This is a genomic window from Ruegeria sp. BF12, assembly GCF_056538705.1.
This window is the reverse complement of sequence record NZ_JBQFTP010000019.1, coordinates 18565-44908: the sequence shown is the minus strand read 5'-3', so window position 1 is coordinate 44908 and position 26344 is coordinate 18565. Positions and strand designations below refer to the sequence as shown.

Here is a 26344-nt window from a genome sequence, read left to right as displayed (position 1 = left end):
GACAGGACCTCAGAAATCGAGATTTCGAGAAAGGTTCTGCCATGATACGCTTCTATAGAAACTGGACGTGCGAAGGTCATGTTTTTCGAGGTAGTTTTCTGGCTATCGACGCGACGGTTTTGGCATGAGAGATACGATCAGCCCCTCTTCGGAACTCGCCGCTATAGTGGCACGATGGATCAACGCCTACGGTCGGGGCGATGGAGAGACGGTGGCACATCTATTTTCTGACGACGCCGCCCTGTCATACTTTGGCTCAGCACACGGCGAGGCTTGGAAAGGCGATGCGCTGCGTCGCGGTATGGAGCAATACATCGGTGAGGTTCCACGGTTCAAGTGGCACCCAAAAGACCTGAGAGGATTTGAATGCGGATCACTCGGTTGGGTCGAATGGGAAGCAAGCATTGAGGGTATTGAAACAGGACAGATCGCGCACCTACGTTCTACGGTCATTCTGAAACTCGACAAAGGATCCTGGAAGATTGTGCACGTTCACAATTCTCTACCGGTCAACAACGTAGAGGGATTTGGGTATGAGGCCAGAGGCTTTGAGGAACTGCTTGATGCCGCCCTCTCTACACCCCACGAACTCGGCCAAAGTGGTATAGCGACCATCATGTTCACCGATATCGCGGACAGCACAAAAATCGCTGAGGCTATAGGCGATACGCTTTGGAGCGACGCCCTCGGAAGACATCTGCGACTTGTCGAAACGCAGATCGTCGGGAGTGGTGGACGTACGGTGAAATCACTGGGAGACGGGGTGATGTCGTCTTTTGCTTCCGCAAGGGCAGCATTGCTGGCAGCTCAAAATATTCAACAGGCGAACGCGGCGGAAACAAACGAGCCAAAGTTGCGGGTTCGCATCGGCTTGCATACCGGCGAAGTGATTACTTCTGATGCCGATCACTTCGGGACCGTTGTCAACAAGGCCGCACGAATAGCCGCTCTCGCTGCACCAAGTGATATCCGCGTCTCGGATGCCACACGGATCATGGTGGGCGGATCACAGGATTTTCAGTTTGCCGAGCAAATGACTGTTCCGCTTAAAGGTCTCGAAGGAGAGCATACAATTTTCAAACTCAACTGGCTTGAGATAACTTGAGACCGTAAGCATGAAAACAGAAATCCCAATGCAACGAATAATGTACTCGAGTGAAGTCCCAATCTAGACACCCAAAGCTTATGTTAACACGCAATTTAAAAGCCTAATCGGGAAGCCGGGTTGCAAAGCGGAGCGGCGCCAACATGACTTCTGAAAGCAAAATAACTTATCTTTCTGACAAAGACTTGGAAGGTTTAGGTATCCAACCTTCGGAAGTTGCCGACGCGATTGAATCTGCGCTGATAGCCAAGGCAAGTAAGCAGCTTCATACGTCCCCCAAGACAGCCATTTTGCCCGGGGATGGACGGTACGCAATGTCGACCTTGGCAGTAGGAGATGATGGGTTCATCGTGACCAAACAGGTAACGGTGTGTCCGAACAATCCGGCAAAGGGACTCCCTGCGATTAACGGCGCTATCATGGTAATGGACGGGCAAACCGGGGTTCTCCGGGCAGTCTTAGGGGCAAATTGGGTAACGGCTGTTAGAACAGCGGCACTGTCAGTCGTCGCCGCGCGTCGACTTGCTGATCCAAATGCTGAGACAGTGGCTTTTGTTGGGGCCGGCGTGCAAGCTCACTCCCATTTGGTTGCGTTTTCCGAGGTTTTCCCCTTGAAAAGCATTCGTGTGTTCGGACGCGGCAAAGCGAATGTCGACAAGCTTTGTCGCCGGGCTCGGGACATGGGCCTCGAGGCCCAAACAGCCGCCAATGCCAAGGACGCCTTGCGTGATGCCGATCTGGTAGTGACATCAATAACTTTGGACTATTCCATCGAACCTTTTCTGGATGCCCGATGGCTAAAGCCGACTGCCTTCGCCGCCATTACAGATGCCTGCATTCCGTGGCTTCCAGAGGGTATGACCGCTTTCAAAACTGTTATTGTTGACGACCGAAAACAGGAATCTGAAAGCGACAAACCAATGCTGCCCTATCAGAAAGTAACAGGGGACTTGACGGAAATTGTCTCGGGAGCAGTCGATACCACTTTAAGCGAGAAACCGGCTGCATTCGCTTTCAGAGGGATTTCTTTGGGAGATTACGCAACAGCGGTACTCGCAGTTCGTCGGGCCGCCGAGGTACGAGCTCGGCAAAAGTAGGAATCTTTCGGCTTTGGGCTCGGCGCTGCCATTTTCTGCGATGAGCATGATTGACCGCTCGCAGCCCCGAACGGTCTTTGAAAGCTGGAAGTTAACACCTCAGCCACCGTGGCTCGCTCTGACCGGTTTTATGCTAAAGTAAGCAGGCACCAATTGGAGATCATTAGCTCGGAGCGACGGAGATGGAACGCAAATTAGCGGCCATTTTGGCCACCGATATAGTCGGTTTCGCGGGATTGGTATCACGCGATGAGAGCGGAACACTAGCTAAGTTGGTTCGACTAGAACGTGAAATCATCGGCATGCAGGTGGAAGCAAACCGGGGTCGTGTTTTCAAGTCTACTGGCGATGGGTTTTTGGCTGAGTTTTCGAGTGTCTTTGAAGCGGTCAATTGTGCAATCAACATTCAAAGAGCGTGTGCGCGCGAAGTACGCCAATCGAACAGTGACGACCCACTCATTTTACGCGTCGGAGTTTCGCTCGGTGATGTCGTTGTACACGGCGACGATATTCTCGGAGACGGCGTAAATACTGCCGCACGGCTTGAGGCAATAGCGGAACCAGGTGGAATCGCGGTTTCAGGAGAAGTAATGGCGCAAATAGCGGGCAAGATAGATCTTCCGCTGGCGGATTGCGGTCACAAAAGACTCAAGAGCACTGATACTCCAATACATGTCTACATGACCGTTTCAGAACCTGGAGAGGAAGGGGGTTTTCTGGATTTTGATGAAGATGAATTGGCCAAAACCTTAGTGACAGGTGGCTGCATCTGTGGGTTGGTCCGGTATGAAATAAACGCACCCGCCATAAGCACAGGGTATTGCCATTGTAGTTGTTGCAGAAAATTTTCTGGTTCAGCAGTGAATGCATGGGCAGCCTTTCCCGCTTCTGCTGTTCGATTTCTCACCGAGGAACCTCGATACTTCGCAACTACGCCGATAGCAAATCGTGGCTTTTGTGCCAGATGCGGGGCAAGTCTAACTTATAAGCTCGTGAAGCCACGAGAAACGGCCTATCTGGTCCTGCATACTTCGAGCCTCGACCAACCAGAAAACTTTGCTCCTTCGGTCCACTCTGGAATAGAAAGCAAAATGCCATGGTTTGATATTTTGGATGACTTACCTCGCACAAGGTCTTCGGACTCTAGAGTTTTGCAAGAAGCATGGTCAAGTGTCGGTCTACCAGACCCTGAAACTTGGGGACCTTTGGCTAAGCCGCCTGTAGTGTTTTAGTGATCGAGCGATTTCTGCTTTATCCGCAAAGAGAACATTCCTAGCGTTTGAGAAAATGACAACATCGAGCCCAATGCGGGCGCCCATAAGACGTTAGCGAGGCTGCACAGCGACCGACCGCTCGGAGTCCAGATCGGTCGGTCGCTTTTTCTAGATTTCCAGTGTCCCCGGCTCATGATCTACTGATCGGCTTGATGTCCATTGAAGCCATGTCGCGGCGGTCAACAGTTCTAATATGCGACAGCACCTCCACCTCGAAACTTTCCTTGAAGGTAAAGGGCCCCAAATGGCCGGCACCTTTCAGAACCTTTAGCTCAGCAAGCTTACCTTGGGTTGCCAGAATTTCTGCGATGCGCTTCGTGTGCGCATGAGTCTCCGATCCGAGCATGATCGTAGAGGGAATTCCTTCATGAAAAATATTTTCTGGATCAGGTTCATTCAGAAGCGCATCGAAATCGCTTGGGGCTTTGTGAACCCAATTAATCATAGCGCACCTGCGTTCACGGCTCAGGGCTTGCCAAGAGCCAAGTCCTCCCCAAAAATCGGTAAAAACCTGTGCGCTAAACTCTTCGCATCCCTCTTCTATGCCAGTTCGTATTGCGTTTGTGAGGCTTACAATCTCGGAACACAATGAACCGTCAGCCGCGTTTCCGGCTTTCAGTAGGCTGAACAAAGTTGGTTCATAGAGACAAAGTGATCGAACAAGGTCGGGTCGAGCTCTGGCGATATGCAACGCCAGCGCTCCTCCATACGAGTGTCCAATCAAGTGAGCGGGTCTGCCAAGCTTCTCAATCTCAGTGATGATCGAAGCAGCTTCGTGTTCCAATGTGAACGGCCCGTCGGGGATTTTATGACCCCGAGACAGGGTTCCAATTAGGTCGGGCGCTATTGTTTTGGTTTCATCGCTCATCCGGGCAAACAGAGTGCGCCACTGGCTTCCGTCAGCACCGGAACAATGTAGCCCCACGCAGGGAGCGGGCGAAATTTGGGACCGGGACGGCGAAGCGTGTAGTGATGCGTCAAATTGTTTATTCATGTGATGACCTCCAATCTGAATTTCACAATGGTGTCACTCATCTGTCCTTCAACCTATCGGACACATGTCCCGGCTAGACTCAAAACGACGGGAAATTGTTGGGACATTTGCCCCAAATTGACTAAAAAAGGACATGCGAACCGTTAGATACACTTCCTCAAGCGATGGTACGTCGCTGGCGTGGAGCAAATCCGGAAACGGCCTGCCCATGGTAAAGGCGGCTAATTGGCTTACGCATCTCAGTTATGATCTCGACAGTCCAATTTGGTCTCACTGGATCGAAATGTTAGAAAGTCAATTCACCCTTGTTCGATATGATGAGCGAGGCTGCGGATTATCTGTCAAGCGAGTTGAGAATCTGGGTATTGATTACTGGGTTGATGATCTCGAAGCTGTAATCGACGCCTCCGAAATAGGTGAACCATTTTATCTTCTGGGTATTTCTCAGGGTGCCGCGACTTCTATCGCGTATTCGCTCATGTATCCCGACAGGGTCGCTGGGATGATACTTGTTGGCGGCTATGCAAGGGGCAGTAACCACCGCGGATCGGTTGCCGCCAAAAACTACAGGACTGTTATCGATGTATTTCGCCTGGGTTGGGAGACTGATAACCCGGCGTTTCAAGATGTATTTACATCAAGATTTCTACCTGGTGCGCCAGTCGAACAGCGCTCTTGGTTTACAAATCTTTGCCAAAAAACCGTTTTGCCTGAGACAGGGGCCGACCTGCTTATGGCGCGCGCTGACGTTAATGTTGAAAGTCTATTGCCAAAGGTTTCAGTTCCAACACTGGTGATCCATTCAAGGGATGATCAGGTTATTCCGTTTGAAGAAGGGCAACGTCTCGCTCAGAAAATTCCCGGAGCGACAATGTCTGCTTTAGAGGGAAAAAATCACATTATCCAACGCGATGAACCTGCCTGGCGCGCTTTTTCCAAGAGCTTGCTTGAATTTACATCTTCCGGTCAAACGATGGACTTTAACGATTTGACAAAGCGCGAGCAGGACGTGCTGAGACTCATCTGCCAAGCAATGAGTGGTAAAGAAATTGCTAGAAGTCTTCAAATGAGTGAAAAAACCGTTCGAAACCACACAAGTAAAATCTACGCCAAACTTGAACTGCAAAACAGACAGCATGCAATTCGCACGTATGGGCATCTGTTCTGATCAGAGCATGATACTGCAAACCTATTAATCTGATCTAACGTGGCAATGGTAGCTCTGTCCGCAGAGCAATCGTTCACACCGAGCGCCGCGAAGGTTCGATTGCCGCTCGCCGCTATTCACTTCAACAACTGTTCGCAGACCAAATTGGGTATTCTTCCAGCGGCAAAAATATGTTTCCACATGTTGCATGCTTGCTATGACTTGCCGCTGGTCTACAACTGGTGTCGTCAATCAGGAATGCCTGCGGCTGCCAGCATTTTATAGTAAGCGTCATAGATTTCTGGTTTTGCGATAGAGATACGAGCGCGCATATGCCGGAACATTGAAACGCTAAAATCGGGTTCCCGCGACATGTGAATACCTGCGAGCTCTCTAGCTCGGCTCCCATTGCCGAGAGCCATTTCCGCCACAAGTTCGTTCAGGCGAAAGACAGTCACAGTATTATGAAATGCACGCATTTTTTGGGCAGTTTCTCTTAGATCGCGCCAGTTCCCTTCCGCGATTTGCGACAGGCTGATACCCATGTGGACCCGGTAGTTTAGTGGGTCATTCGGGTTAAGTCGGAGCGCCTCCCTTGCATGTGCCTGTGCCGTTTGTGCTTGGCCCATCAGGCCATGCAGTACGCAACTGGATCCCCAGGCTGAAACGCAATTTGGGCTTCTCTCGACGACTTGATCCACAAGTGACAAACCGTACTCTGTATCCTCCGAAAGAAACGCGAGTACGTAACCGGCATATGCTTGCGCCTCTAGGTCAAGATGTGATGCCGCCAGAGCCTCATGTGCCAGCTGAATTGCGCAATCAAATCGGGCCTCGTTTGGACGCGTATCCGGGTTCCATAGCAAAGTGCGGATCCAGCCTCGAAGAGCGCTTGCCAATGGGTACTCACTTGAGAGTGAAAGAGCTTTTGACAAATGGTCGTCTGCTTCAGTGAAATTGAACCTGTAGATCAAGGACTGCGCACGTAGGAAGTGATCATAGGCTCCAAGGGTGTCAGGGCGCTTGTGAGCAGCACGGTCTATTTCAGCTTGTCGGATACCTGGCGCAATCGAAGCAACGACAGCCTCGGTAATCTGGTCCTGAAGCGCAAAAACATCATCGAGCTTGCCATCGTATCGATCCGCCCAAACATGAGAGCCGGTTTCAGCATCAATCAGCTGACCCGTGACACGCAACCGGTCACCAGCGCCGCGAACGGACCCTTCCAATATATAGCGGACACCAAGCTCACGGCCGATACGACGCACATCAACCGAAAGCCCTTTGTAAGAAAAAGAAGAGTTTCGGGCGACCACGAATATCCAGGGCACTCTGGATAAGCTGGTGATGATGTCTTCGGTAATACCTTCTGCAAAGTAATCCCGTTCAGCGTCAGGCGACAGATTGTCAAAAGCCAACACCGCCACTGAAGGCCTGTCAGGACGGGATTGAGTTAACGGGGATTCAGTAGCAAATGCTGTTTGTACTGAGTAAGCAGTTACTGGGCGTGTGATATTCTTCAGATATTGCGGCCCCAATTCGGTGAACGATACATCCACCTTACCCACAAGGTCTTCGTAAACCCGACCTGAAACGATGATCCCTCCGGGAGGAGCAAGACCTTCCAGCCGGGCCGCGATGTTGACGCCGTCACCAAGAACATCACCGTCGTCGTCAAAAACATCGCCCGCGTGAATTCCCATACGGAATTGCATTTCCGGACTTTGCCCGCGCGCCCCGTTCCGCTCAGCCATCTGTCGTTGCATCGTTTCCGCACATGCCAGCGCATCTACAACCGAGGAAAACTCTGCAAGAAAACCATCACCGGTTCTTTTGAATAGGCGTCCGCCATTCAAACCGACATGCGGCTCCAGCGCCCTAAAGTGGCCCCTATATGTGTGCAATGCGGCTTCCTCGTTAGCACTGACAAGCGCGCTATAGCCAACAACATCAGCCACGAGTATGGCAGCCAAGTACCGCTCCAAACCAAATCCTCCCGCGTATCCATTGTGAAGGAGAGTCAAAGGGATATTAGGGGTTTCGCGCATAAATCGCGATCATTAATCAATGAACATCAGTGACCTAATAACGACACACAAGCTTTTTGCTTTTGGGTAAATTAGGCGGAAGCGGACCTCGAAAAACCGAACTTTGTAATTTCGACTTTGCACCGCAGCACACACACTGGAGCAAGTTGCCGCGAATGACTGCCTTAAAGGCAAAACGAGCTTCTAGCCGCGAATGCAAGGTTTTGGCTTGGCACTTTGAAAAGCCTTCCTACTCGGGTGCCATTAAAATTCTAGGTTCGGCACCGCACGCTTGCTATCGTTTCATTAAGGGTCCATTGGCGGAAATCAGAATGACGATAAGGGCGTCTTCAAGAAAGGCATTCGAGTACAGAACACGTCTCACCGACAATCGGATTTGGGACATGTTCGCGCTGCGCCAAGGAGACGTGATTGTTGCAACACCGCCAAAGTGCGGAACAACATGGACGCAGGCCCTTGTGCTGTCGCTCTTGTTTGAAAAGCCTGGTATGGACAAGGTCATGGATGACCTGTCGGTTTGGCTCGACCCTGCGTTTCGAGATCAACTCCCCATAGCTCGAATGTTCGAAGCTCAAAGCCACAGAAGATGCATCAAGACCCATACGCCATTTGACGGCATCCCTTTCGATCCAAATTGTACCTACATCGCGGTGTACAGACACCCAATCGACGCACATTTTTCGATGCGCCGACATGTGGCAAACCTGAAGGAAGACCTGATCCAAGACAGGTTCCCGGATGAGCCGACAGCTTCATTCGCCCTTTTTCTTGGTGAGACCGTTCGAGAGGCGATGGCCGATGGAATCACCCTTGAAGCCATCGTTCATCACTTCAAGTCCTTCAAGTCAAACATCCAATATCCCAACATACACATTTTCCACTACGCCGATATGCGGCGCGATTTACTCTCTCATACCAGAAAGCTAGCTTCCGTACTCGACCTCAAAATTGACGATGAAATGTTGGCCGCAATTGCGGAAAGTATGCAGTTCGAGAACATGCAAGCTAATGCGCGCGCGAGTGCCAAAGAAAAAACACAACGGTCCACGACCTTCAAAGACCCGTCAGCCTTCTTCGATAGCGCAAGTAGTCGCAAGTGGGAGGGCAAGCTGTCAGACGAAGACCTTCTTGCGTTTCACAAACGTCTTGCAGAGTTGCTTCCGGAAGCCGACGCGCGATGGCTTCAGTCTGGCGGAGAGCTTCCTGTTTAGGACCTCGCTTTCTTAGTAAAGATTGCCGCTTCGGGACCGTCTCGGCCGTCTGAGACTTTTTGCCGGATGACCCGTAACCACGATGAGCGGTCATTCATGCCCGCGAACGCGGCCAGGGTTTGCCCTAACCAATAACAGCCGTTCGCCGCGGTTTCGCCAGATGACTCGAATGCGGACGAAGCGGACACTTCAAAGTTTGGTGGTCGAGGCCAACCTTGGGCATGGTTTGTGGTAAGATCCATGCATGTCCTGCGAGGGAGAGTACCATGATCGACGCAGAACAGCGATTGATAGACCACAACATCATTTTACCAGCGCCGCTGAAATTGCCTGTTGGTATGGTGTTGCCATTTCCGTGGATAAACGTTCGGGGCGACCGGGCGTTCATATCTGGTCATGGACCACAAGAAACAGACGGTACTCCGGCCGGGCCATTTGGAGCAGTCGGAGATAATGTGTCTGTGGAAGAGGGCTACGCCTCAGCACGCAAAGTCGGGCTTTCTATTCTCGGCAGTCTAAAGCGCGAACTTGGCAGTCTAAACCGAATAACGGGGTGGTGCCGAGTTCATGGGATGATCAATTGCAAATCTGGCTTCAGCGATACGCCTGCGGTTCTCAACGGGTTCACGGATTTGATCATTGACGTCTTTGGAGAAGAGATTGGCCGCCATTCACGTACCGCGGTCGGGGTAGCAGGTCTACCAATCAACTTCCCAATTGAAATCGAAGCAGAGGTTATTGTCTCAAGGGCCTAGAATACACGTGGATCCGGAACGACATACTAGGAAAAAAACAAGCAGCAATGTCGCTGCGCCAGCCGGAAGTACTGTATGGAAGATGGCATTTGGGTGAGCCAGAAAGGAGACTTCATGATTAAGTTTATGCCTAAGTTTCTGATTGTAACGGCGCTTTGTACGATCCATTACTCTCAAGTAGCCCTCGCGCAAAGTCACACTCACGACGCTGAAGCCACGCCCTACGCCGGTCTTCAATCCAGGGCCATCAAGAGCTTATCTGAGACCGATTTAGAAGAGCTGCGGCGCGGCGGAGGTTGGGGTTTTGCCTTACCTGCGGAGCTGAATGGCAAACCAGGCCCAGCACACTTGCTCGAATTGCAAGATGAACTTGGACTTTCGAAAGATCAGGTGAAAAAAATTGAAGCAATCTATTCAGCAATGCGCGAACAGGCAATCGTCGCAGGCGAACGGTTTATTGAGGCCGAAGCGGCGCTAAGTGAAGCGTTTGCCGGTGACCAGCTTGACTTAGCCGAGCTAAACAAACTTGTTGAAGCGGCCGAAGCTGCCAGGGCCGAATTACGACTGGTTCATCTGTCCCGGCACCTGCAAACAACACCGCTGTTGAGCGCTGATCAAATCCAGCAATACAACATTCTAAGAGGGTATGCGAACGACCCGTGTTCTAGTGTGCCTGAAGGCCACGACCCAGCCATGTGGAAAAAACACAACGGTTGCAGCTGAATCATTTTGAAATCAGAGCAAACTAATGTTGGACATGGAGCTGGGAAATCTGATTGCCCTTCATCCAATCTCTCAGCTGTGTCGAGCAAACACACTCGTCGTCCCATCCAGACCAACGAGCAAGGTTTCATAAGGTTCTCGTTCGTCTGAAAAATCCATGCCGGGTGAACCCATCGGCATGCCTGGAACTGTTAGGCCGAGGCCTTCAGGATGTTCGGACAAAAGTCGATAGATGTCTTCTGCCGGGACATGACCTTCGACAAAATAGTCCCCAATAATTGCAGTGTGGCAACTGGAAAGCTCATCTGAGATTTTCATTTGTTCTTTAAGCGACCACAGCTGCTCCTGTTCAACGTCTAGCGTATCGGCGCGAAATCCTGCGGAAATCAGGTGATCTACCCAAGCGGCACAACAGCCGCAGGTTGGCGTCTTGTAGACCTTGATGAGTGGGGCTTCTTGTCCGACGGAAGGAGTAGCCAACACAGCTGCTGTACCCGCTAGTAAAAATTCGCGTCGTTTCATTGGTCTCTTCTCCGTTTCCTCATGGGACTACAAAGATATTGTGCCAAGGCCAAACTTTTCAATGTTACCGGACTAAGCATCAAACGGGCAGTTTCGATACAAGATCTGAATCTCAATCCAAATAACATTGGTCGCCAAATGTTTTGCGAGTTGCATCGCGTATGGCGCACGTTCACTCGAGCGTTCTGCAATGGACCTGGCGATCAACGTCGTGGTGAGGTCCATAGCAACCTTCTAAGCCGTGGCCATGCCAATTGCCTTGGTGGTGCCTGCCCGTGCACCCTGACAATGCAATCACTATGGCCAAGAATGCCGCTCTTCGCGGGTGCTTGATCCAACAGTTCTGTTACATGTGCAAACCAACCTAGTAGCAATCCGGCTACCTTTGCTTTGACGCAGGTCAACACCCCATTGCGGCAGCTTCCAAATAGCGGCAGTTAGTCTATCGTGAACAGCTCCTGTCTTTCAGCAACACCGCGCAATCTGTATTGCCCCAGGGAAACAAGACTTGGAATGGAGCCCACTAAGTCGCCCGCCACCTTATCGGAAACCACAATGTTCTGATCAAGCGCGCTGCACATGCCTAAAATGCGCGAAGTTGTATTTACCGCTGGGCCGACCACTGTGAAATCCAAGCGAGACCTACCGCCAATATTGCCGTAAAGAACATCGCCTGCGTGCAACGAGAGAGTGAAGCCGGTCGTTGGCAAACCATCAGCTTGCCGTCGTTGGTTGAGTTCCTCAAAGGTATTTCGCAACTCCGCGGCCGCGTGAATTGCGACGCGGCGAGCGTCCGGAACTTGATTGATATCGAAGATGGCAAGCATTCCATCTCCCATGAATTTCAGAACGTTACCGCCTTTGCGTTCGACTACGTCAACAGCTTCCGCGAGGTAGTCGTTTAGCAATTCTATGATTGAGTCCCCCGGAAGCGCCTCTGACAATTTGGTAAATCCTTGCAGGTCAAAATACCAAATCACCGCTGAAATAGTTTCCGATGAACCTCGGGTGATGTCCCCGGAAAGAACGCGCCTACTGGCATCTTTGCCCAGATACGCGGCTGTAATGTCTTCAGCCATCAATCGGTTCGCCCCACATTTCAGCGTCAGGCAAAGTGGAGATATCAGTTGACGCAAACCATCAAGTTGCTCGCTTGTGAAGCCCCCGTTCGCGTCGGTTGTCAATGAGATTATGGCACCTTCATAGGCCTGCATTGGATCGACTGGCGTAGTATTGTCCTGAATAAGGAAAAACCGTTTAACAGCGAAGTAGTCAGTTGCACCGCGCGCGCGAAGTTCGTCGAAGATCGGAAAGTTGAGCGCGGGTTCTTCGACTGTCAGATCTTGTCTGATCTCTTCAACGTTGTTTGCCAAAAGATAATAAATTGGGCTTAGAACGTATTCCTCAGGTGCATCCGATCTTCGGACAAAGTTCTCTCGCTCATGACCGCCATCCCTGTGCCAGCGAAAAGCGACAGTCCCAATCTCGGGATGATGAGCGCGAACAGTGATGTTTGCTCTTTGAAGCGGAATTCCTGCCGAAACAAGACGGTTGCAGAATGCTTCAAGCCAGAGCTCCACAGGCGCATTCTCCAAGCCCTGTTGAACCAGCCAATCTGCTATGTCCTGGATGGCGGCAGTCAGTTCCCAGTTTTGGACTAAAGGAGCTGCCATGATGTCCTCTTAATGAGCTATCTGAACAGTTGGCTCTTAGTCTAATTCACTTCAAGGACACATCAAATTCAATTCTCCCTCTGCGCTTGCAGCCCTAAGGTATATGCTGATCTTGTGGCGTATCGCACGCACGACACCCGGGCGATGGTCGCAATTCATCGGGAATTGTTGGCGATGTGAGCTGTGCCGCGAACCTCAAAACAACTGGCGGTGCTGCTCCCCTACGAGACTAGGCGATTTGCCGGAGTTACGGCGCCCCCAAGACTTAATCTTGCCACTCCAACCGAAACAAGACGTGGTGACCGCGTAAACCTTTCAGAAGTCTGGGTTCAATTTCAGAAAATGAGAAATCGGTTCGTCCTCCGACCATGGCGCGAGTCGCATCTGAAACGAGTATCTCGCCTGCCGCACCAACGGTCGTTATGCGTGACGCTTTGTTGACCACAGTACCGAAAAAATCTCCACGAGATTGCACGACATCACCTGTGTGAATTCCAATCCGAACACCGAAAGATGGCTCCGCGGATACCGATACAATGGCCTTCTGAATCTTGACAGCGGCCGTCAGTGCTTCTTTCGCGGACGGAAAGACGGACAACGTTCCGTCTCCTAGAGATTTCACGAACTGGCCATGATGCTTTTCAATGATCGCCGCCAAGACTTGGAAGTGGTTTTCGATCAGCACCGACCAACGCTGATCGCCCAACGCCTCCGCCAACGTTGTGCTGCCCTCCACATCAGTGAAAAGTACTGAAGCCAAACCTTCGGTTTGGATCAGCTCGGGTCCATCTTCGCGCGCAGCATCAACCAGTTTTTGGATGGCCAGCTGCTCTTTACCCACGAGTTCAATATTTGGAGTTGGCACTGAAGCGTGGCGATTGATGATCTTCCAGGCTGCTCCCTCCAGGACAAAAATCAGAACGGTGCGGTAAAAGACGGCTTCATCAAAGCCGACAAACTGAATCTTGTGGACGAAGGATGACCATCCCGTCTCTCCGTTTTCGAAGGCCTCAGCTTCAACTTCTTCGAAAACGACTGGTGCCGGGATCTCCGCGAAAAAGCCGCTAACCCCATCGCGAACTGCTTGCCCGCTCCAAAACTCACCTTCTCCTGTCCCAACGAACCGTAGTTCATCTGCCTTCGACAGAAAATCCTGCAACTCGTCAGTATTCTTCTTGGTTCTGAGTATTTCATACCAACGCCTCGAAACCGCCAGCAGCTCAGGTGAGGAACGTATCATCACAAATGACTCGAGACGCTAAATGGAATGAGGCTTACAAGGTCTTGCAACCGGGATCTCCATTTTTCGAAAGATGCAGGTCAATGCTGCCGCTGAGGTTTGGTCAGATCAAGACTTTTGTATTTCTCCAGAACGGAGCGCATAAGACGCAGATCAAAAGACGCACGTCGGTTCAGAGCGAACTATCGACGGAGTTTCTGAGTTCGAGTCCGGATCACAGGGTATCGAATCGTTTCGCTGTCGGAGAGCTACTCGACGCTGTACTGACCCGCAAAATAAGATGCATGAGTGTATCGGGCACACGCTAAGCTAGAAGGTTCCCAGAACTACGCGGTGAAACTCGAAGTGCAGCAAGCGCCGTCTTGACATGGCTATGCGAACTGGTTCAGCTTGCGGTCATGACGTACACACGCATCCACTGCCATCGAATATCGGCCTGAGGTCGATAACCCACGCGAAATCCGTGGGAGGCAGCATTGGTATGCGGGCGAGGCTTATATCCTTGTAATTGCTCCAGATTAGAGTGCACGAGTCGGTTCGATTCCGACGCCTCCTACCATCCTCAGGAGGTGTCCGACATGGCGGGCGACGTCACGAACGCAATTGATTTCAAAGACATCAAGCAATCGGTCGAGGAGAGCCTCGGACGCACACCCGAAGGCTGGTCCGGCTTGCCAGATCTCGAGAGGGGTCTTCCATCTCAACAAGACCAAGTTCTGGAGAATGTGACTGATGGATGATGTCGAAAAGAGCTGGAAGGAATTCCGGGGAAAGGTCCGAGGAGTGATCGAGGACCATGGAGCGCCAGATGATCTCCGCTCATTTGACGCCTGGTACGCCGAAGAGATGCGTTTGGTGATGGCGCACAACTACCCAGCTCCGCACGTCTCTGACGTCACATGGTCGACCGAGGGTTTGCATGTCGAGTGTAATGACCTCGAAGTGGTCGACCGTATGATGATTGCTATGGCGGAGGTTTCACACGATCTCAAAGAGGCGCGGGCCCGGAGGTCAGTGATGAGCAGTGTTGTCGACTGGAACGATATTCATGGAAGCGTCTTCAAGCAGCTTGGTGAGCATCGTGCCGGGTGGGGGTCTTCTGATTGACCGTATTTTGGGCTGCAAAATCAAATGCGTCCAGAGGCGCGACACAACTGCTGCCGAGCGCGGTCTCCAGGAAGATTTGGACTGAAGCTTTTCTCTCTGCCGCCATGCAGATTCAGTTTCCGGAACGGCTTTCTATCTGTTCCCAGCACCAACTGATCAGGAAAGATAGCCCTCCGACTAAGAAGACTATCATCGCCGCCGCTTCTATTCGGAAGACCGCAAACTCAATCGTTGGGGCTGTCACCAAAAGAGTGGCAATCGTAAAGAACATCGCTGTCCATAGCGTGTTACCACCTATTCTGTGCACGCCTATGACCGCGGAAGCAAACCCGAGGATCAATAAGACTTGGTGAGACAATCCGCTGAACTCGGAACATAGGGCTGCCAAAGACCCGAGCGCCACGCCAACACCAAACCGCAATGCAGCATCAGGAACTTTTTGAATTGGAGCCAAGACGCGGAATACGAACAACAACGAAAGCCAGTAGGACTTTTGGTTTCCGATTATGTGAGCGAGAAACGACGTCAAACTCATGCCGACAATTAAGAATAGCCAGACAGAAATTGCTTCCTTGAAAGACATGGGAGGTCGTATTGCTGAGCCCGCCAAGTTAAGCCGAACGCTGAGCAAACTACCGACTGTTGCCGCGGCCAGAAAAATCAAAACATGAACGGCAATACGCTCGTCGGGTGGGATCAGTAAGTACAAGAGCAATCCGTTCAATGCAGGAACTGTCGCAAAACCACCGTTTTTGTACCCTTCAAATGCAGCCCAACTAATCAAGACAAAACCACACAGAAAGGCGATCCACTGAAGCGGGAAGAGTGTGCATACCAGTATGCTCACCAGCACCATCGCAAACGTTCTGGCGTTAGAAACAAGACTAGAAAAGACAGACCCTAAAAAACCGGCTGAAAAACCCGCGACTGCCGCAATACCACCAAACGCATCGACCTGATCTCCAAGAAGTACGACGAGCACGGCTGTTGTACATATTGCCAAAGCTGTACTCCAAGCGAGCAATCCTCCATCGAACTTAGCTGGCAACATTGTTCCTCCACCTAACGGCTCTTTGTCGTGAGTTCAATTTAGCGCGTTCGAAGCAGACTCTTTCGGAATTGCGCAGTTTATTAACCGACGCGAACTAGCGCTGGCTGGTTGAACGATGTTTCTCCGCCGGACACATTATTGCGTCAGAATACGGAGAATGGGCATGCTTCAGTCAATGATGCAATTTGAGTTTGATTGCCTGACAAGCGCGTGTTGACTATCGCAGTCTGCAATCGCGACACAGCGCAGTGCTCCCCTAAGGAAACAGCAATCACGCAAATCGCTCGCGCAGCGAATGACTGGGCAAACTATAGAGTAGAGTAGCTGTGAGTGGCCGCTTTGGGCTGAAACAGTCGTTGTCGATTGAAGCAATGAGCGATTGCTTAGAACCTTTCGAGAACAGTGCGCCAAAATTGGATCTACCTTTGGCACTTTTTGTCTGCGGTAGTTTGCGAGCTTTGGCATTTGGACCAACTCTACGGCTTAACACCAGCTTTCTTCAGGCCTTCGACCAAAAGCGCATTGTGTTCGGGTAGACGGAAGAGGACCAAAGCGCCGGAGACAATGCTGTCTAGGAACGCTGGGGCAAAATCCGCCAGCGCCTGCTCATGTGGCAGGCCTGCTTCGGCACGCCCGAGGTGGGCGGCACTGGCGATCATAAGAGCCCGGCGGATCGGCGCACGCGGCGTCATCTGAATCGCGCGCTCACCCCAACGCATTGCGTCTTCAAAATCAGCGTCGGCGAAGGCAGCTTGGGCGAGCGCCAGATAGGCGTCTCCTACCCAGAGATCAGTGTCGCGTGGGGAAAGCTGGAGGGCAAGGTGGGCATGTTCGCGCGCCTCTGTGGTTCGCCCGACCAAAGACTCATGCCAGGCCATGAAGAAGATGTTCCGGGCAAAGTTCGGGTTCAGTGTGAAGCCCAAACTGAAGTCGGCGTTGGCCCCGTCAAAATCTCCGCGGAAATGACGAACCACACCGCGAACGCATAAGGCGCGAGGGTCGAGTTGACCACCAAGAAACAGAGGTTCAACGCTTTTCTCAGCTAGGCCCAGGTTTTCGGTGGGGTCCTCATCGAACTGGTATAGATAACGCATCAGGTAGGCAAACGCTTTGATCCAATGCGCCTGGACATTGCGCGGGTCGAGATCAATGGCGCGATCAGAGGCTGTTATGACCTCATCGAACTTATCCTGAGAGTAGAAGCCTCCTGCGTAGAAGATCGCCATTGCACGTAGCGAGAGGTCGTAGGAGTTGAAGTCGATATCTCGAGCCACAGACGCGCGATCTATTTCGGCAATGGATATCTGGGGGGCGATGGCGCCGACCACGCTGCGTGTAATCTCATCCTGTAACGCGAAGATGTCGTCTAGCGTGCGGTCGTAGCGCTCAGCCCAAACATGGGCTCCATTTGTGCAGTCGATGAGTTGGGCAGTAATGCGTACGCGGTTTTGGGCTCGACGGAGGCTACCCTCTAGCATGTAGCGAACACCGAGTTCACGAGCGACATCTATATGGGTGACGGGGCGACCTCTGAACGAAAACGAGGAATTGCGAGCGATGACGAAAAGCTCGGGAAAGCGCGAGAGCTCTGTGATGATGTCTTCGGAAACGCCATCACAGAAGTATTCCTGTTCTGGATCATTGGACATGTTTTGGAAAGGCAAGACAGCGACGGAGGGTTTGTCAGTGGGTTGCGATTGGTATTGCGTGGAATCAGATTCGCCCTCCATCGCCAATTTGTAGGCGCGAACTGGCTTGGAGATGTTTTTGAGCGCTACTTCGCCAAGGTCTATGATGTCGTGTTCAATTTTGCCTCGAACCTGCCGGCATGCGTCGTCAGACAGAATGACACCGCCTGGGTCAGCGACGCCTTCGAGTCTGGCGGCAAGATTAACACCCTCGCCATAAATGTCGCCCTCGTCCAAGATTACGTCTCCAATGTGCAAGCCTATTCGGAAGCTGATCCGGCTTTCGGTGGGGCTCTCGGCTTCGGCGGCGTGCAGCGTCCTCTGGAGCGTCGCTGCGGCCTCAACGGCAGAAACGACCGAGCTAAAAAGTGCAAACAGGCCATCACCGGTAAGCTTGATAATCTCACCTCCAGCACTTTCGATACCTGGATTGATGATGTCCCGGCGTAGGTCTTTGAGACGAGCAAGTGTTCCCGCCTCGTTAGCCGCCATAAGCCGTGAGTAGCCGACCATATCGGCGGCAAGTATGGCGGCAAGTCGGCGTCTCATGCGCATTCCCCAATAGCAACCTTTTTTCGAATCTATCAAGTTCGGTAGTAGTGTGCCAACTTTCGAAAATGTCCGGTTTGGGCTATCTACGGTCCTTCGGTGAAAGCGGGCCAATGGCGGCAAAGTCCACGAAGCTGGTATTGCAAAGTCTGGTCGTGAATGTCCGGTTTGGGCTGCGAACAGTCATAGGCGCGGGAAGCAGCGATTGACTGTTGAAAGCCCATCTTCGACATTTGCACGGGCCGCAGTTTCAGCCACGCAGGGTCGGCATCTCCTGATGTTTCGAATTAAAATTGGTCGGTAAAACCACAGTGGGAAACGATACACGATCTATTTTTTTAGCTCGACGCTGACACTTACCTGCAATCCCGGGATAAGTATGACCTCAGGATTCGGGAATTCCGCCCAGACCTGCAACCCGCCATCGGAATTCAACTCTGTTCCAGTGAAGGCTATTCTTCCGACCTGCTCATAGCGTTCTCCTGTCGGCAACGTCACGTGAACAGCGAAACGATCCAGATACTCTTCGATGCGCTCCGGGGCGACATGGTGCAACTCCAGCAAAGAGTCATATGGTTGCGCAAACGAAACCAGAGCCGGGTCAACCTGAACAATTTCTGCCAGCGGCTTTCCAGTCTCGGTCTTGAGATACGCACCACGGCTCAGTCGCGGCGAGTCGATGAACCCCGCAATAGGTGCGGTAATCGTTGTGCTGGCCAACTCGAGGTTTCTCAGATCCAGCCCAATCCGCGCCTCGTCCAAAGCGACTTTTGCCAGCGCGAGCCCGCCGACGCATCCTCCAGCTGCACTTGCGTCGCGGTTCCCCTGTCTTCGAGCCTACTGACACGCTCGATATTTGCCTCGGCTTGGACCAATTCAATCTGCCGCCTGTCCAAGAGAGCCTGGGCGGCATTCACCTGATGTTCATATACCACACTGCTCAACGAGAAGAGCAATTGGCCAGCCTCGACGCGGTCTCCCTTTGTGAAATGGATATCGGTCAGAAAGCCATTCACAGAATTGGCAACCTGAGATCGCATGCTGGCTTCAATACGCCCCTCAAATCGCAGGTCGGCCAACTTGTCACCAAGTTTGTCCACGCTTTGAGCGAGAACCGACGCGGGGAAAATCACAAATAAGGCGAGCAAAATACGGGCGTTCAAAATTCTAAGTCTCCTGACAAAGGTGGGTATCCGGTAACCAGTCTATGACCTACCATAAATCGGAAGTTAGCCAAAAGCTTTGGGGCAAAACTCGTTATTCCGTTGAGGGGGAAGCGTAATGAACACAAAGGTTACTAAAGCATACCAACTTGTGGCTTGCGCTGTATTGGGCGCGTCGGCAATTGGATGCCCGTCCCATGCCCGGCCAATATGTGCGAACCAGACCCTGCCTGAGCTCCCCGATGTTTCAATTGCTTCGGTCACAGAAGTGTCCGCTCCTGCGCCACATTGCAAAGTTTCCGGTGTGATTGGTGGCAAGATCAATTTCGAACTCCTGCTACCGGAAAATTGGAACGGCAAATTTGTCATGGGCGGTGGAGGCGGATTCGTCGGTTCCGTGATGAATACCTCCCTTATCGATGGCTCACTTCAATTGGGTTACGCCACTGTCGGCACTGACACAGGACATCAGGGGCATCCAGCCGACGCCAGTTGGGCCCTCAACGACCTCGAGGCGCTGGTCAATTTCGGACATCTGGCAGTTCATCGAACAGCAGTCACAGCCAAGGCCCTGACCAAGGCTTTTTATGAAAAACCAATTGCTCGCAGCTACTTTACCGGGTGCTCCCGGGGCGGTGGACAGGCAATAATGTCCGCTATGCGTTACCCAGAAGATTTTGACGCGGTTGCGGCTGGCGCCTATGCGGTTGACTGGACGGGAATTGCCGTGCAGGCAACTCAGATCAACCAGGCGATGTACCCAGACCCAAACAATATCGAAGAGGCTGTCATTGGGCCAGAAGCTCAGGCGCTGGTCGAGAGTTCATATCTGGCGGTCTGCGATGGGCTGGATGGGCTCGAGGATGGCATCCTCAATGACCCCCGGAAGTGCGGGTTTGACGTGGCCAGCCTGCAATGCGAAGGCGACAATTCCGAAGACTGTCTGAGCGCCAGAGAAGTTGCTGCGTTCAAGGCGGTCTATGACGGCCCCAAGAACTCCGATGGCGACAGCATGTATTACGGTTTCCCATTTGGCGGCGAAACAGCCGAGGGAGGTTGGAGCCGCTGGTTGACAGGTGGCATGAAGTATCAGGACGACGATGGGAGCTTCCAGGAGGGCGTCGGATCAGGTGGATTTGAAGAACCTGTATCGCCGAGCGCTTTTTTCAGCTTTGGCAACGGCATTATGCAGAATTTCGTCTATCACGATCCCAATTGGACCTATGTGAACTTCGATTTCGGCACCTATGCACAGGATTCTGCCGCGGCTGCGGAGACTCTGAATGCGACAAACCCGGATTTGTCCGCCTACCGCGCTCGTGGTGGCAAGATGCTTCTGTATTCCGGTTGGTCAGACAACGCGCAATCGGGCCTTGCAATGGTCGGGTATTACGAAGACGTTCTGGCTCATGATCCAAGTGCAGCCGACGATATTCGCCTGTTCATGATGCCCGGCGTAGAGCACTGCTTTGGCGGTCCCGGGCCCTCCTGGGTCAATTTTCTGGTTGAGATCGACAAGTGGGCGGAAACCGGAGAAGCGCCTGATCACATTACGGCCCTTTGGCTGGATGACAGCGCTCAGCCAGCCGGTGGCCGACCCGTTTGCGCCTATCCAAGTGTTGCCCAATATGACGGTCGTGGCGACCCCCGGGACCCTGCGAGTTTCAACTGTGACGCAGGCAACTGAGTTGATACAGGTAAACACCGAAAGTCGGCTTAGTCCCGTATCTCGGCAGTTGCACAGTCTTGTTTTGAATGTCCGGTTTGGGCTGGACGCGGCCATCCGAAAACCTTCCCCGGCAATACGGCGATGGCGCTAAACAAGCAAAGAATGAGACCCGAAGATATAGAACCTCGAACTAAGAAAGTTGAAGATTAATGCGCCCAGAGTTTTGGGCCAAAAATGCAAATCTTTGGGCGAAATGCAAAGCTAAGGGCGCACCTACAAAAGAGCTGTAGGTGCGCGCATAACGCTGCATTCCTAACACTGATTTTATTCAGAAAATCTGGGGGGCTTCGCCCATAATTTTGCGCAGCATTTGCGCATAAGTTTGCACGATTTGCCCATAAGTTTGCACGGTTCACTATACACGTTCAAAATTCGATTGTCGTAGCGTAATACGATCAACTTTAACGCATCAAAACTCAATCAAAAGTGCATTCTGACTGGTATAATTCAACCCAAACCGAACAACACAACTCAATCGCGAGGTCGCGGCAAATCCCTTTCAATGTAGCGCGGCTTGGTCGGCCTTGAATGTCCACTCACCGTGGCTCAACCAACGGTTCATATTTCCATAGACATTTCGTGCCAAGTCATTCCTCCATGATCAGAGGTTGATGGACGAAGATAGTTGTACCCAAATCTCTGATAAAGCGGGACGTGATGCTCTTTGCACATAAGGTAGATCGCGGATTTGCCCATTTTTCTCATGCGGCCGACGAATTCAGTCATCAATGCCCGCGATAGGCCTTTTCCTTGATGCGCCGGATCCACGACGACAGACATAATAACGAAATTTGGCGCGCCGGGGTCATGCCCTACAAGTTCTTTGAATTCCTCGTCAGACATTTCAACGTTGTACGCACATCCGCAATTCACAAAGCCAACAATCTCGCCTTCGATTTCAAGAATGAGGAAACCATCGGGATAGACCTCGATTCTCTTTGCTATCTTTTCGAGGGTAGCCGCTTCGTCGCCTTCATAGGCATCAGTCTCGATCTCAAAGCATCGAATTGCATCATAGGTTTGGGCATTTCGAAATCTGTTCATGCATTTACACTATGAACGATGGGTCAAGTTGTATAGCCGCCGTCGGTCTTGCTCGCACCATTGCTCAATCTGCGCGCGGCGCAGACTCTCTCTGCGCTCACATCTAGCGGCAGCTTTGCGGGCAATGTTGCCCCAGGCGCACACATGCTTTTCATTCCACAACAACGCAGCACACCCTTGACCGTAATCACTTGCACATTTAGTCAAGTTTGATCTGCCCGCTGGGACGACCCGGCCAAGCAAGGGCGTTTTTTTCAGGACGACCTGGCAAATTAGAGGTCGAACATGGCAACTAAAACCAAACAAGCCAGGAAACTGATCGAGGGTAGACCTGCCCTAATCGTAATCGACATTCAAAAGAGCACGTTTATTGATGACAGCGAAGTACGCTCCATCGACAACATGCCGGGCTACAAAGAGCGCATGATTGCTGCGCGCGATTTGGTTGACGCTGCGCATGACAACAATGTGCCCGTCATCTTCGTTCAGGAAGTCCATCGTCCCGATCAGATCGACTTCGGCAGGGAACTGGATGGTGACGAAGACATACACTGTCTCGAAGGTGATCCACGGACGGAAGTTGCAAAAGATGAGATGGGATATCGCAAAGGTGACTACATCGTACCGAAGCGACGGTATTCTGCATTTTTTGGAACCGATTTCGAAATCCTGCTGCGCGGTTTAAAAGTAGACACACTTTTATTGTGCGGCGGTTTGACGGATGTTTGTGTGCACTACACATTCGTCGATGGCCACCAATCAGACTACTTCTGCCGCGTTGTAGAGGACTGCGTTGGAGGGTCATCTGTCCAAGCCCATGAAGCTGCTCTCAAAGCTATGGAGTATCTACAAACCGGCGCTGTTCAGAGCCGAGAAGCAGTGATCAACGCGATCACCTCGCTCTAAATTGCAATCGAACTGTTAGTAGCAGTTGGGGCGCACAATTATTTAGGGTGCACAAACGGGTGGAGATTTTTGTTGCTTGATCGCCTTGGACTTGCCCACTTGAAGCAGAAGATACCGACACTTTCAGTGCAAGCCTTTGAGTGCGCGACGATGGCCCTTCAAAACCTCGCTTGCATCGCAATCCAGCCGTCGGCGCGTATAATGCGAATATGACAAGAGATATTGAATCTAACGCTCAGATAATTGCTGATGCCCTGACCTCTGCCCGGCAGATACCTAAACTGTCTTCAGAGGCAGAACAGCTATCGCTGGATGACGCATATTCGATTGCTAGTCGTGTCCGCGAGATTCTGGGCAAAGAAAGAGTCGGCCGAAAAGTCGGCTTCACGAACCGCACGATTTGGCCTGTTTACGGTGTGGATCAACCCATTTGGGGAGAGGTCCACGCAGATGGGCTGTTTTCGACTGATCAGCCGGTAAACTTGGCAAGTTATTCAGAACCGAGAATCGAGCCAGAAATCGTACTGGGCCTTAAACATGCACCAACAGCTGAAATGAACAATGAGCAGTTGGCAGGTTGCGTGGAATGGGTGGCCCCGGGATTTGAAATTGTTCAATCGATTTATCCCAACTGGAAATTCTCGGTCGAAGACTCAATCGCAGCACAAGGATTGCACGGCTGCCTTGTTCTTGGCGACAAAATCGCGGCTACGCATGATGTCTTGACCGGCTTAGCCGAAGTGCCACTAGCATTGTTCAAGGGCGCCGAGGCCATCGAGTCCGGCAAAGGTGAAAACGCGCTTGGAGGCCCAATTGAAGTCCTGGCTCATCTTGTGTCTCTACTCTCACAAGCCGACCAGCTTCAGGCAGGCGAGCTGGTTACAACCGGTACTTTGACAGACGCATGGCCAGTGTCTCCGGGTGAAGAATGGTCAGCTGGTTTTGGTGGCGTGATGGACACCGAGCTATCAGTACGATTTACATGAGGCCTTGGTAGAGTGGTGACGCCGACTGCACCAAAGAAAAGTTACTCTCAATAGCTGACCATGATGGTCTTCCACTGGTTTCATCAAATCTGGGACGCAATTTAACCAGGTCCGGTTTAGGCTCGGTGTCGTCGTTCGCTCAGTCGCGGCGAATGTCCGGAAAGCGGACATGCATCGCGACTGAGCGAATGACCGCGTGGAGCCCATACCTGTGTAGTTTGCCCTCCGCAGCGAATGTCAGCTTGTCCGAGCTGTTCTATGCTCGTGTGCTGCTTCCTCGTGCCGTTCCTCAAGAGCCTGACGAATGATCTGGTACGAAGATGACAAGAACAGGCTTGCCATGATCGCAGCAACTATTAGGTCAGGCCAACCTGTTGCCGTGCCCCAGACGCCCAACGCGGCAATCATCACAGCTACGTTACCGATGGCGTCGTTCCGCGAGCATAGCCAGACTGATCGCACGTTGGCGTCTCCGTCCTTGTAGCTAACAAGCAAGAATACGCTCGCAAGGTTTGTTGCGAGAGCCAACGCGCCGATGATGCCCATAATTTCGGCCTCTGGAACGCCCGCGTGAAAAACACGGTAGACGGTAGACCCAAACACCCACGCACCCATAAAAAAGAGGCTGATCCCCTTTGCCAAGGCGGCATTCGTTCGAGCGCGGATAGACGCGCCGATCACAGCGAGGGAAATGCCGTAGGTCAGTGCGTCACCAAGGAAGTCGAGCGCGTCGGCCTGAAGTGCCTGAGACTTCGCGTAGTGTCCCGCGGTCATCTCGACCACGAACATCGTCGCATTCAACGCGATGACGATCCAAAGCCGACGTTTGTATTCGTTGGACATTCCGTCGAATTTCACCTCGTTGCCGCAGCACCCTGCCATCTCAAAACCTCTTCAGAATCGCGTCAGATCCAATGTAGTGTCTCTAGTGACTAGAGGTTCAAGAGGTTTTTCACATGTTCTCGATTGGCGAGCTTTCGAAGCGGACGAAGGTCAAAGTGCCCACCATCCGCTATTACGAAGAAATGGGTCTACTGGCCGCACCGGAACGGACGGCAGGCAACCAGCGGCGCTACACAAATGAGGGTTTGGAGCGCCTGAGCTTTATACGGCACGCGCGTGATCTCGGCTTCTCCATCGAAGCAATTTCTTCTTTGATTGAGTTACAGAACCATCCGGATCGGTCGTGCGAAGCGGCCACCGAAATCGCAGAAGGTCAGTTGTCCGAAGTACGCGCAAAGATCAAACGCCTCAAAGCTCTCGAATATGAATTGAAGCGTATCGCACAGGGATGTGACGGACGGGGTGTGGCAGAAGACTGTTACGTCCTGGCTTCGCTTGCAGACCATGACCTTTGTGGTCGAGATCACTGACCCACAAAAGCAGACATCTTTTCACTGATTTTGAACGGCCGCTTGGCGGACAAAGTCGCCATCGAAGGCTGAACAATCAAGGACTATTTGCAGCCCAGAGGAGACAATCAAAACCGAGTTTTTTCGCTAACCAAATGCTGGAGGTAACCGCGCTTTGCAGTTGCACTTGATGCCGGCGTAGATCGACCTTAGTGCGATCAAGCAAATGTCCCCGAGCCGTGGTCAGACTAGCGACAGAGTTGACGCAGCGCGAGTTTCCGGCCCTGTTCGTTTCTTATGGAACTTGTTTCACGCCCATTCGTTAGAAAAAGTACTTGATTCCAATGTATGGACCATGCTGGTCGACATCATAGGCGAATTCACCGGAACTCAAAGTGTCACTATAGTCTACGCTAAAGTAACGATATCCGAATGTGAGCGCAGCTTTCTCCCACGGCTGATAGTCGAAACCAACGTTTGCGCCAACCTGGAGATCATTTCCACCGGCACCGAACCCGCCAAGTTCCAAAGACGCAATCCCAGTCCATTTCTGGTTTACCCGCCACATTCCGCGTATTCCGACTACTGGTTCGATCCAGCCCTGATCTCCGCCCAATGTAGGTGGATTTCTCGGTCCCGGGGTAGTTAGGTCAATTTCCTGACGAATGGAGTTGTACCTCAGACCGCCTTGGAGATCGATTGCATATCGCTGGCTCCTGCTACCGTACACGCCATTTGCAACACGGTAAGCCCCCAGCACACCAAACCATTTTTGACGAACGTCGACGTTAATCCCGGCACCGAGAGGGCCAGGCAATGTGGTATCCTGTTCGATCCCCACATAATTCGCATCAACGATGATCCCAAGATCCCCGTTCCAAGCCTCGTACCGGCCGGCTGCCGCGAAATCGAGCACATCCAGGACGTCACCAAGGTCCAGATCCAATTCCGCGGATTGTCCAGCCACGGTTGACGTACCT

General features: G+C 52.1%; 25 protein-coding genes and 1 tRNA gene. 14 read left to right on the top strand and 12 right to left on the bottom strand.

The genetic code is table 11. The features are described 5' to 3' along the window. Positions 1-124 precede the first annotated feature (124 nt). The 3 genes from ACR0J0_RS21185 (at position 125) to ACR0J0_RS21175 (ending at position 3434) form a co-directional block, all read left to right on the top strand. Positions 125-1105 (top strand): nuclear transport factor 2 family protein, encoded by a 981-nt coding sequence (locus tag ACR0J0_RS21185; protein WP_480665976.1) that lies wholly within the window; start codon positions 125-127, stop codon positions 1103-1105. A 143-nt stretch (positions 1106-1248) separates the two neighbouring features. Beyond that, positions 1249-2202 carry an ornithine cyclodeaminase family protein gene (locus ACR0J0_RS21180; protein ID WP_480665975.1) on the top strand — a complete coding sequence of 318 codons (954 nt, stop codon included), beginning with the start codon at positions 1249-1251 and terminating at the stop codon, positions 2200-2202. Positions 2203-2384: 182 nt separating this feature from the next. Continuing rightward, entirely contained in the window at positions 2385-3434 is a 1050-nt protein-coding gene (locus tag ACR0J0_RS21175; protein WP_170389671.1) for a GFA family protein, read from the top strand. Positions 3435-3606: 172 nt separating this feature from the next. Here the strand turns inward: ACR0J0_RS21175 and ACR0J0_RS21170 are convergent, their stop codons facing one another. Then, a complete protein-coding gene (locus ACR0J0_RS21170) occupies positions 3607-4470 on the bottom strand; it encodes an alpha/beta fold hydrolase (protein ID WP_480665974.1) in 864 nt (287 codons plus the stop codon). 208 nt (positions 4471-4678) lie between these two features. Between ACR0J0_RS21170 and ACR0J0_RS21165 the strand changes: the two genes are divergently transcribed. After that, on the top strand, positions 4679-5638 hold the full coding sequence (locus ACR0J0_RS21165) for an alpha/beta fold hydrolase (RefSeq protein ID WP_480665973.1): 960 nt from the start codon (positions 4679-4681) through the stop codon (positions 5636-5638). Positions 5639-5865: 227 nt separating this feature from the next. Here ACR0J0_RS21165 and ACR0J0_RS21160 read toward each other — a convergent pair whose 3' ends face one another. Beyond that, the gene (locus ACR0J0_RS21160; RefSeq protein WP_480665972.1) at positions 5866-7590 is read right to left on the bottom strand and encodes an adenylate/guanylate cyclase domain-containing protein; all 1725 of its coding nucleotides are present in this window, start codon (positions 7588-7590) and stop codon (positions 5866-5868) included. Positions 7591-8048: 458 nt separating this feature from the next. Here ACR0J0_RS21160 and ACR0J0_RS21155 point away from each other — a divergent pair, with 458 nt between their 5' ends. The 3 genes from ACR0J0_RS21155 to ACR0J0_RS21145 all read left to right on the top strand — a co-directional run bounded on the left by ACR0J0_RS21155 (position 8049) and on the right by ACR0J0_RS21145 (position 10354). Next, positions 8049-8876 (top strand): sulfotransferase domain-containing protein, encoded by an 828-nt coding sequence (locus ACR0J0_RS21155; RefSeq protein WP_480665971.1) that lies wholly within the window; start codon positions 8049-8051, stop codon positions 8874-8876. A 266-nt stretch (positions 8877-9142) separates the two neighbouring features. Beyond that, positions 9143-9631 (top strand): RidA family protein, encoded by a 489-nt coding sequence (locus ACR0J0_RS21150; protein ID WP_170389686.1) that lies wholly within the window; start codon positions 9143-9145, stop codon positions 9629-9631. 75 nt (positions 9632-9706) lie between these two features. Beyond that, positions 9707-10354 carry a Spy/CpxP family protein refolding chaperone gene (locus ACR0J0_RS21145; RefSeq protein WP_480665970.1) on the top strand — a complete coding sequence of 216 codons (648 nt, stop codon included), beginning with the start codon at positions 9707-9709 and terminating at the stop codon, positions 10352-10354. Positions 10355-10426: 72 nt separating this feature from the next. Here the strand turns inward: ACR0J0_RS21145 and ACR0J0_RS21140 are convergent, their stop codons facing one another. From ACR0J0_RS21140 to ACR0J0_RS21130, 3 genes are all read right to left on the bottom strand, one after another. Next, entirely contained in the window at positions 10427-10876 is a 450-nt protein-coding gene (locus tag ACR0J0_RS21140; protein ID WP_170660810.1) for a DUF411 domain-containing protein, read from the bottom strand. Between the two features lie 437 nt (positions 10877-11313). Further along, positions 11314-12549, bottom strand: a complete 1236-nt coding sequence (locus ACR0J0_RS21135; RefSeq protein ID WP_480665969.1) for an adenylate/guanylate cyclase domain-containing protein — start codon at positions 12547-12549, stop codon at positions 11314-11316. A gap of 265 nt (positions 12550-12814) precedes the next feature. Next, complete coding sequence (locus ACR0J0_RS21130; RefSeq protein ID WP_480665968.1) at positions 12815-13789, bottom strand: adenylate/guanylate cyclase domain-containing protein; 975 nt, start codon at positions 13787-13789, stop codon at positions 12815-12817. Between the two features lie 465 nt (positions 13790-14254). On the opposite strand from ACR0J0_RS21130, the gene ACR0J0_RS21125 reads away from it, so the two are divergent. The 3 genes from ACR0J0_RS21125 to ACR0J0_RS21115 all read left to right on the top strand — a co-directional run bounded on the left by ACR0J0_RS21125 (position 14255) and on the right by ACR0J0_RS21115 (position 14896). Continuing rightward, a tRNA-OTHER gene (locus ACR0J0_RS21125) sits at positions 14255-14348 on the top strand. Positions 14349-14367: 19 nt separating this feature from the next. Further along, positions 14368-14529, top strand: coding sequence for a hypothetical protein (locus ACR0J0_RS21120; RefSeq protein WP_170517544.1), 162 nt, complete (start codon positions 14368-14370; stop codon positions 14527-14529). After that, positions 14522-14896, top strand: a complete 375-nt coding sequence (locus tag ACR0J0_RS21115; protein WP_480665967.1) for a hypothetical protein — start codon at positions 14522-14524, stop codon at positions 14894-14896. Before ACR0J0_RS21120 ends, ACR0J0_RS21115 begins: the two co-directional genes overlap by 8 nt. 112 nt (positions 14897-15008) lie before the next feature. Here the strand turns inward: ACR0J0_RS21115 and ACR0J0_RS21110 are convergent, their stop codons facing one another. The 4 genes from ACR0J0_RS21110 to ACR0J0_RS21095 all read right to left on the bottom strand — a co-directional run bounded on the left by ACR0J0_RS21110 (position 15009) and on the right by ACR0J0_RS21095 (position 19347). Next, complete coding sequence (locus ACR0J0_RS21110; RefSeq protein WP_480665966.1) at positions 15009-15947, bottom strand: hypothetical protein; 939 nt, start codon at positions 15945-15947, stop codon at positions 15009-15011. A gap of 476 nt (positions 15948-16423) precedes the next feature. Continuing rightward, positions 16424-18184, bottom strand: coding sequence for an adenylate/guanylate cyclase domain-containing protein (locus ACR0J0_RS21105; protein ID WP_480665965.1), 1761 nt, complete (start codon positions 18182-18184; stop codon positions 16424-16426). Between the two features lie 330 nt (positions 18185-18514). Next, entirely contained in the window at positions 18515-18946 is a 432-nt protein-coding gene (locus ACR0J0_RS21100) for an efflux RND transporter periplasmic adaptor subunit (RefSeq protein ID WP_480665964.1), read from the bottom strand. Beyond that, positions 18916-19347 (bottom strand): efflux RND transporter periplasmic adaptor subunit, encoded by a 432-nt coding sequence (locus tag ACR0J0_RS21095; protein ID WP_480665963.1) that lies wholly within the window; start codon positions 19345-19347, stop codon positions 18916-18918. Before ACR0J0_RS21095 ends, ACR0J0_RS21100 begins: the two co-directional genes overlap by 31 nt. 118 nt (positions 19348-19465) lie before the next feature. Between ACR0J0_RS21095 and ACR0J0_RS21090 the strand changes: the two genes are divergently transcribed. Then, entirely contained in the window at positions 19466-21034 is a 1569-nt protein-coding gene (locus tag ACR0J0_RS21090; RefSeq protein WP_480665962.1) for a tannase/feruloyl esterase family alpha/beta hydrolase, read from the top strand. 600 nt (positions 21035-21634) lie between these two features. Here ACR0J0_RS21090 and ACR0J0_RS21085 read toward each other — a convergent pair. Continuing rightward, complete coding sequence (locus ACR0J0_RS21085) at positions 21635-22120, bottom strand: GNAT family N-acetyltransferase (protein ID WP_480665961.1); 486 nt, start codon at positions 22118-22120, stop codon at positions 21635-21637. Between the two features lie 285 nt (positions 22121-22405). Between ACR0J0_RS21085 and ACR0J0_RS21080 the strand changes: the two genes are divergently transcribed. Together ACR0J0_RS21080 and ACR0J0_RS21075 are read left to right on the top strand one after the other, a co-directional pair. Then, a complete protein-coding gene (locus ACR0J0_RS21080) occupies positions 22406-23026 on the top strand; it encodes a cysteine hydrolase family protein (RefSeq protein WP_480665960.1) in 621 nt (206 codons plus the stop codon). 140 nt (positions 23027-23166) lie between these two features. After that, positions 23167-24012, top strand: a complete 846-nt coding sequence (locus ACR0J0_RS21075) for a 2-keto-4-pentenoate hydratase (protein WP_480665959.1) — start codon at positions 23167-23169, stop codon at positions 24010-24012. Positions 24013-24249: 237 nt separating this feature from the next. Here ACR0J0_RS21075 and ACR0J0_RS21070 read toward each other — a convergent pair whose 3' ends face one another. Beyond that, positions 24250-24894, bottom strand: a complete 645-nt coding sequence (locus tag ACR0J0_RS21070) for a cation diffusion facilitator family transporter (RefSeq protein ID WP_480665958.1) — start codon at positions 24892-24894, stop codon at positions 24250-24252. Between the two features lie 74 nt (positions 24895-24968). Here ACR0J0_RS21070 and ACR0J0_RS21065 point away from each other — a divergent pair, with 74 nt between their 5' ends. Beyond that, positions 24969-25385, top strand: coding sequence for a MerR family transcriptional regulator (locus ACR0J0_RS21065; protein ID WP_170520077.1), 417 nt, complete (start codon positions 24969-24971; stop codon positions 25383-25385). 301 nt (positions 25386-25686) lie between these two features. Here the strand turns inward: ACR0J0_RS21065 and ACR0J0_RS21060 are convergent, their stop codons facing one another. Then, positions 25687-26331, bottom strand: coding sequence for a hypothetical protein (locus ACR0J0_RS21060; RefSeq protein WP_170798961.1), 645 nt, complete (start codon positions 26329-26331; stop codon positions 25687-25689). Between the last annotated feature and the right edge of the window lie 13 nt (positions 26332-26344).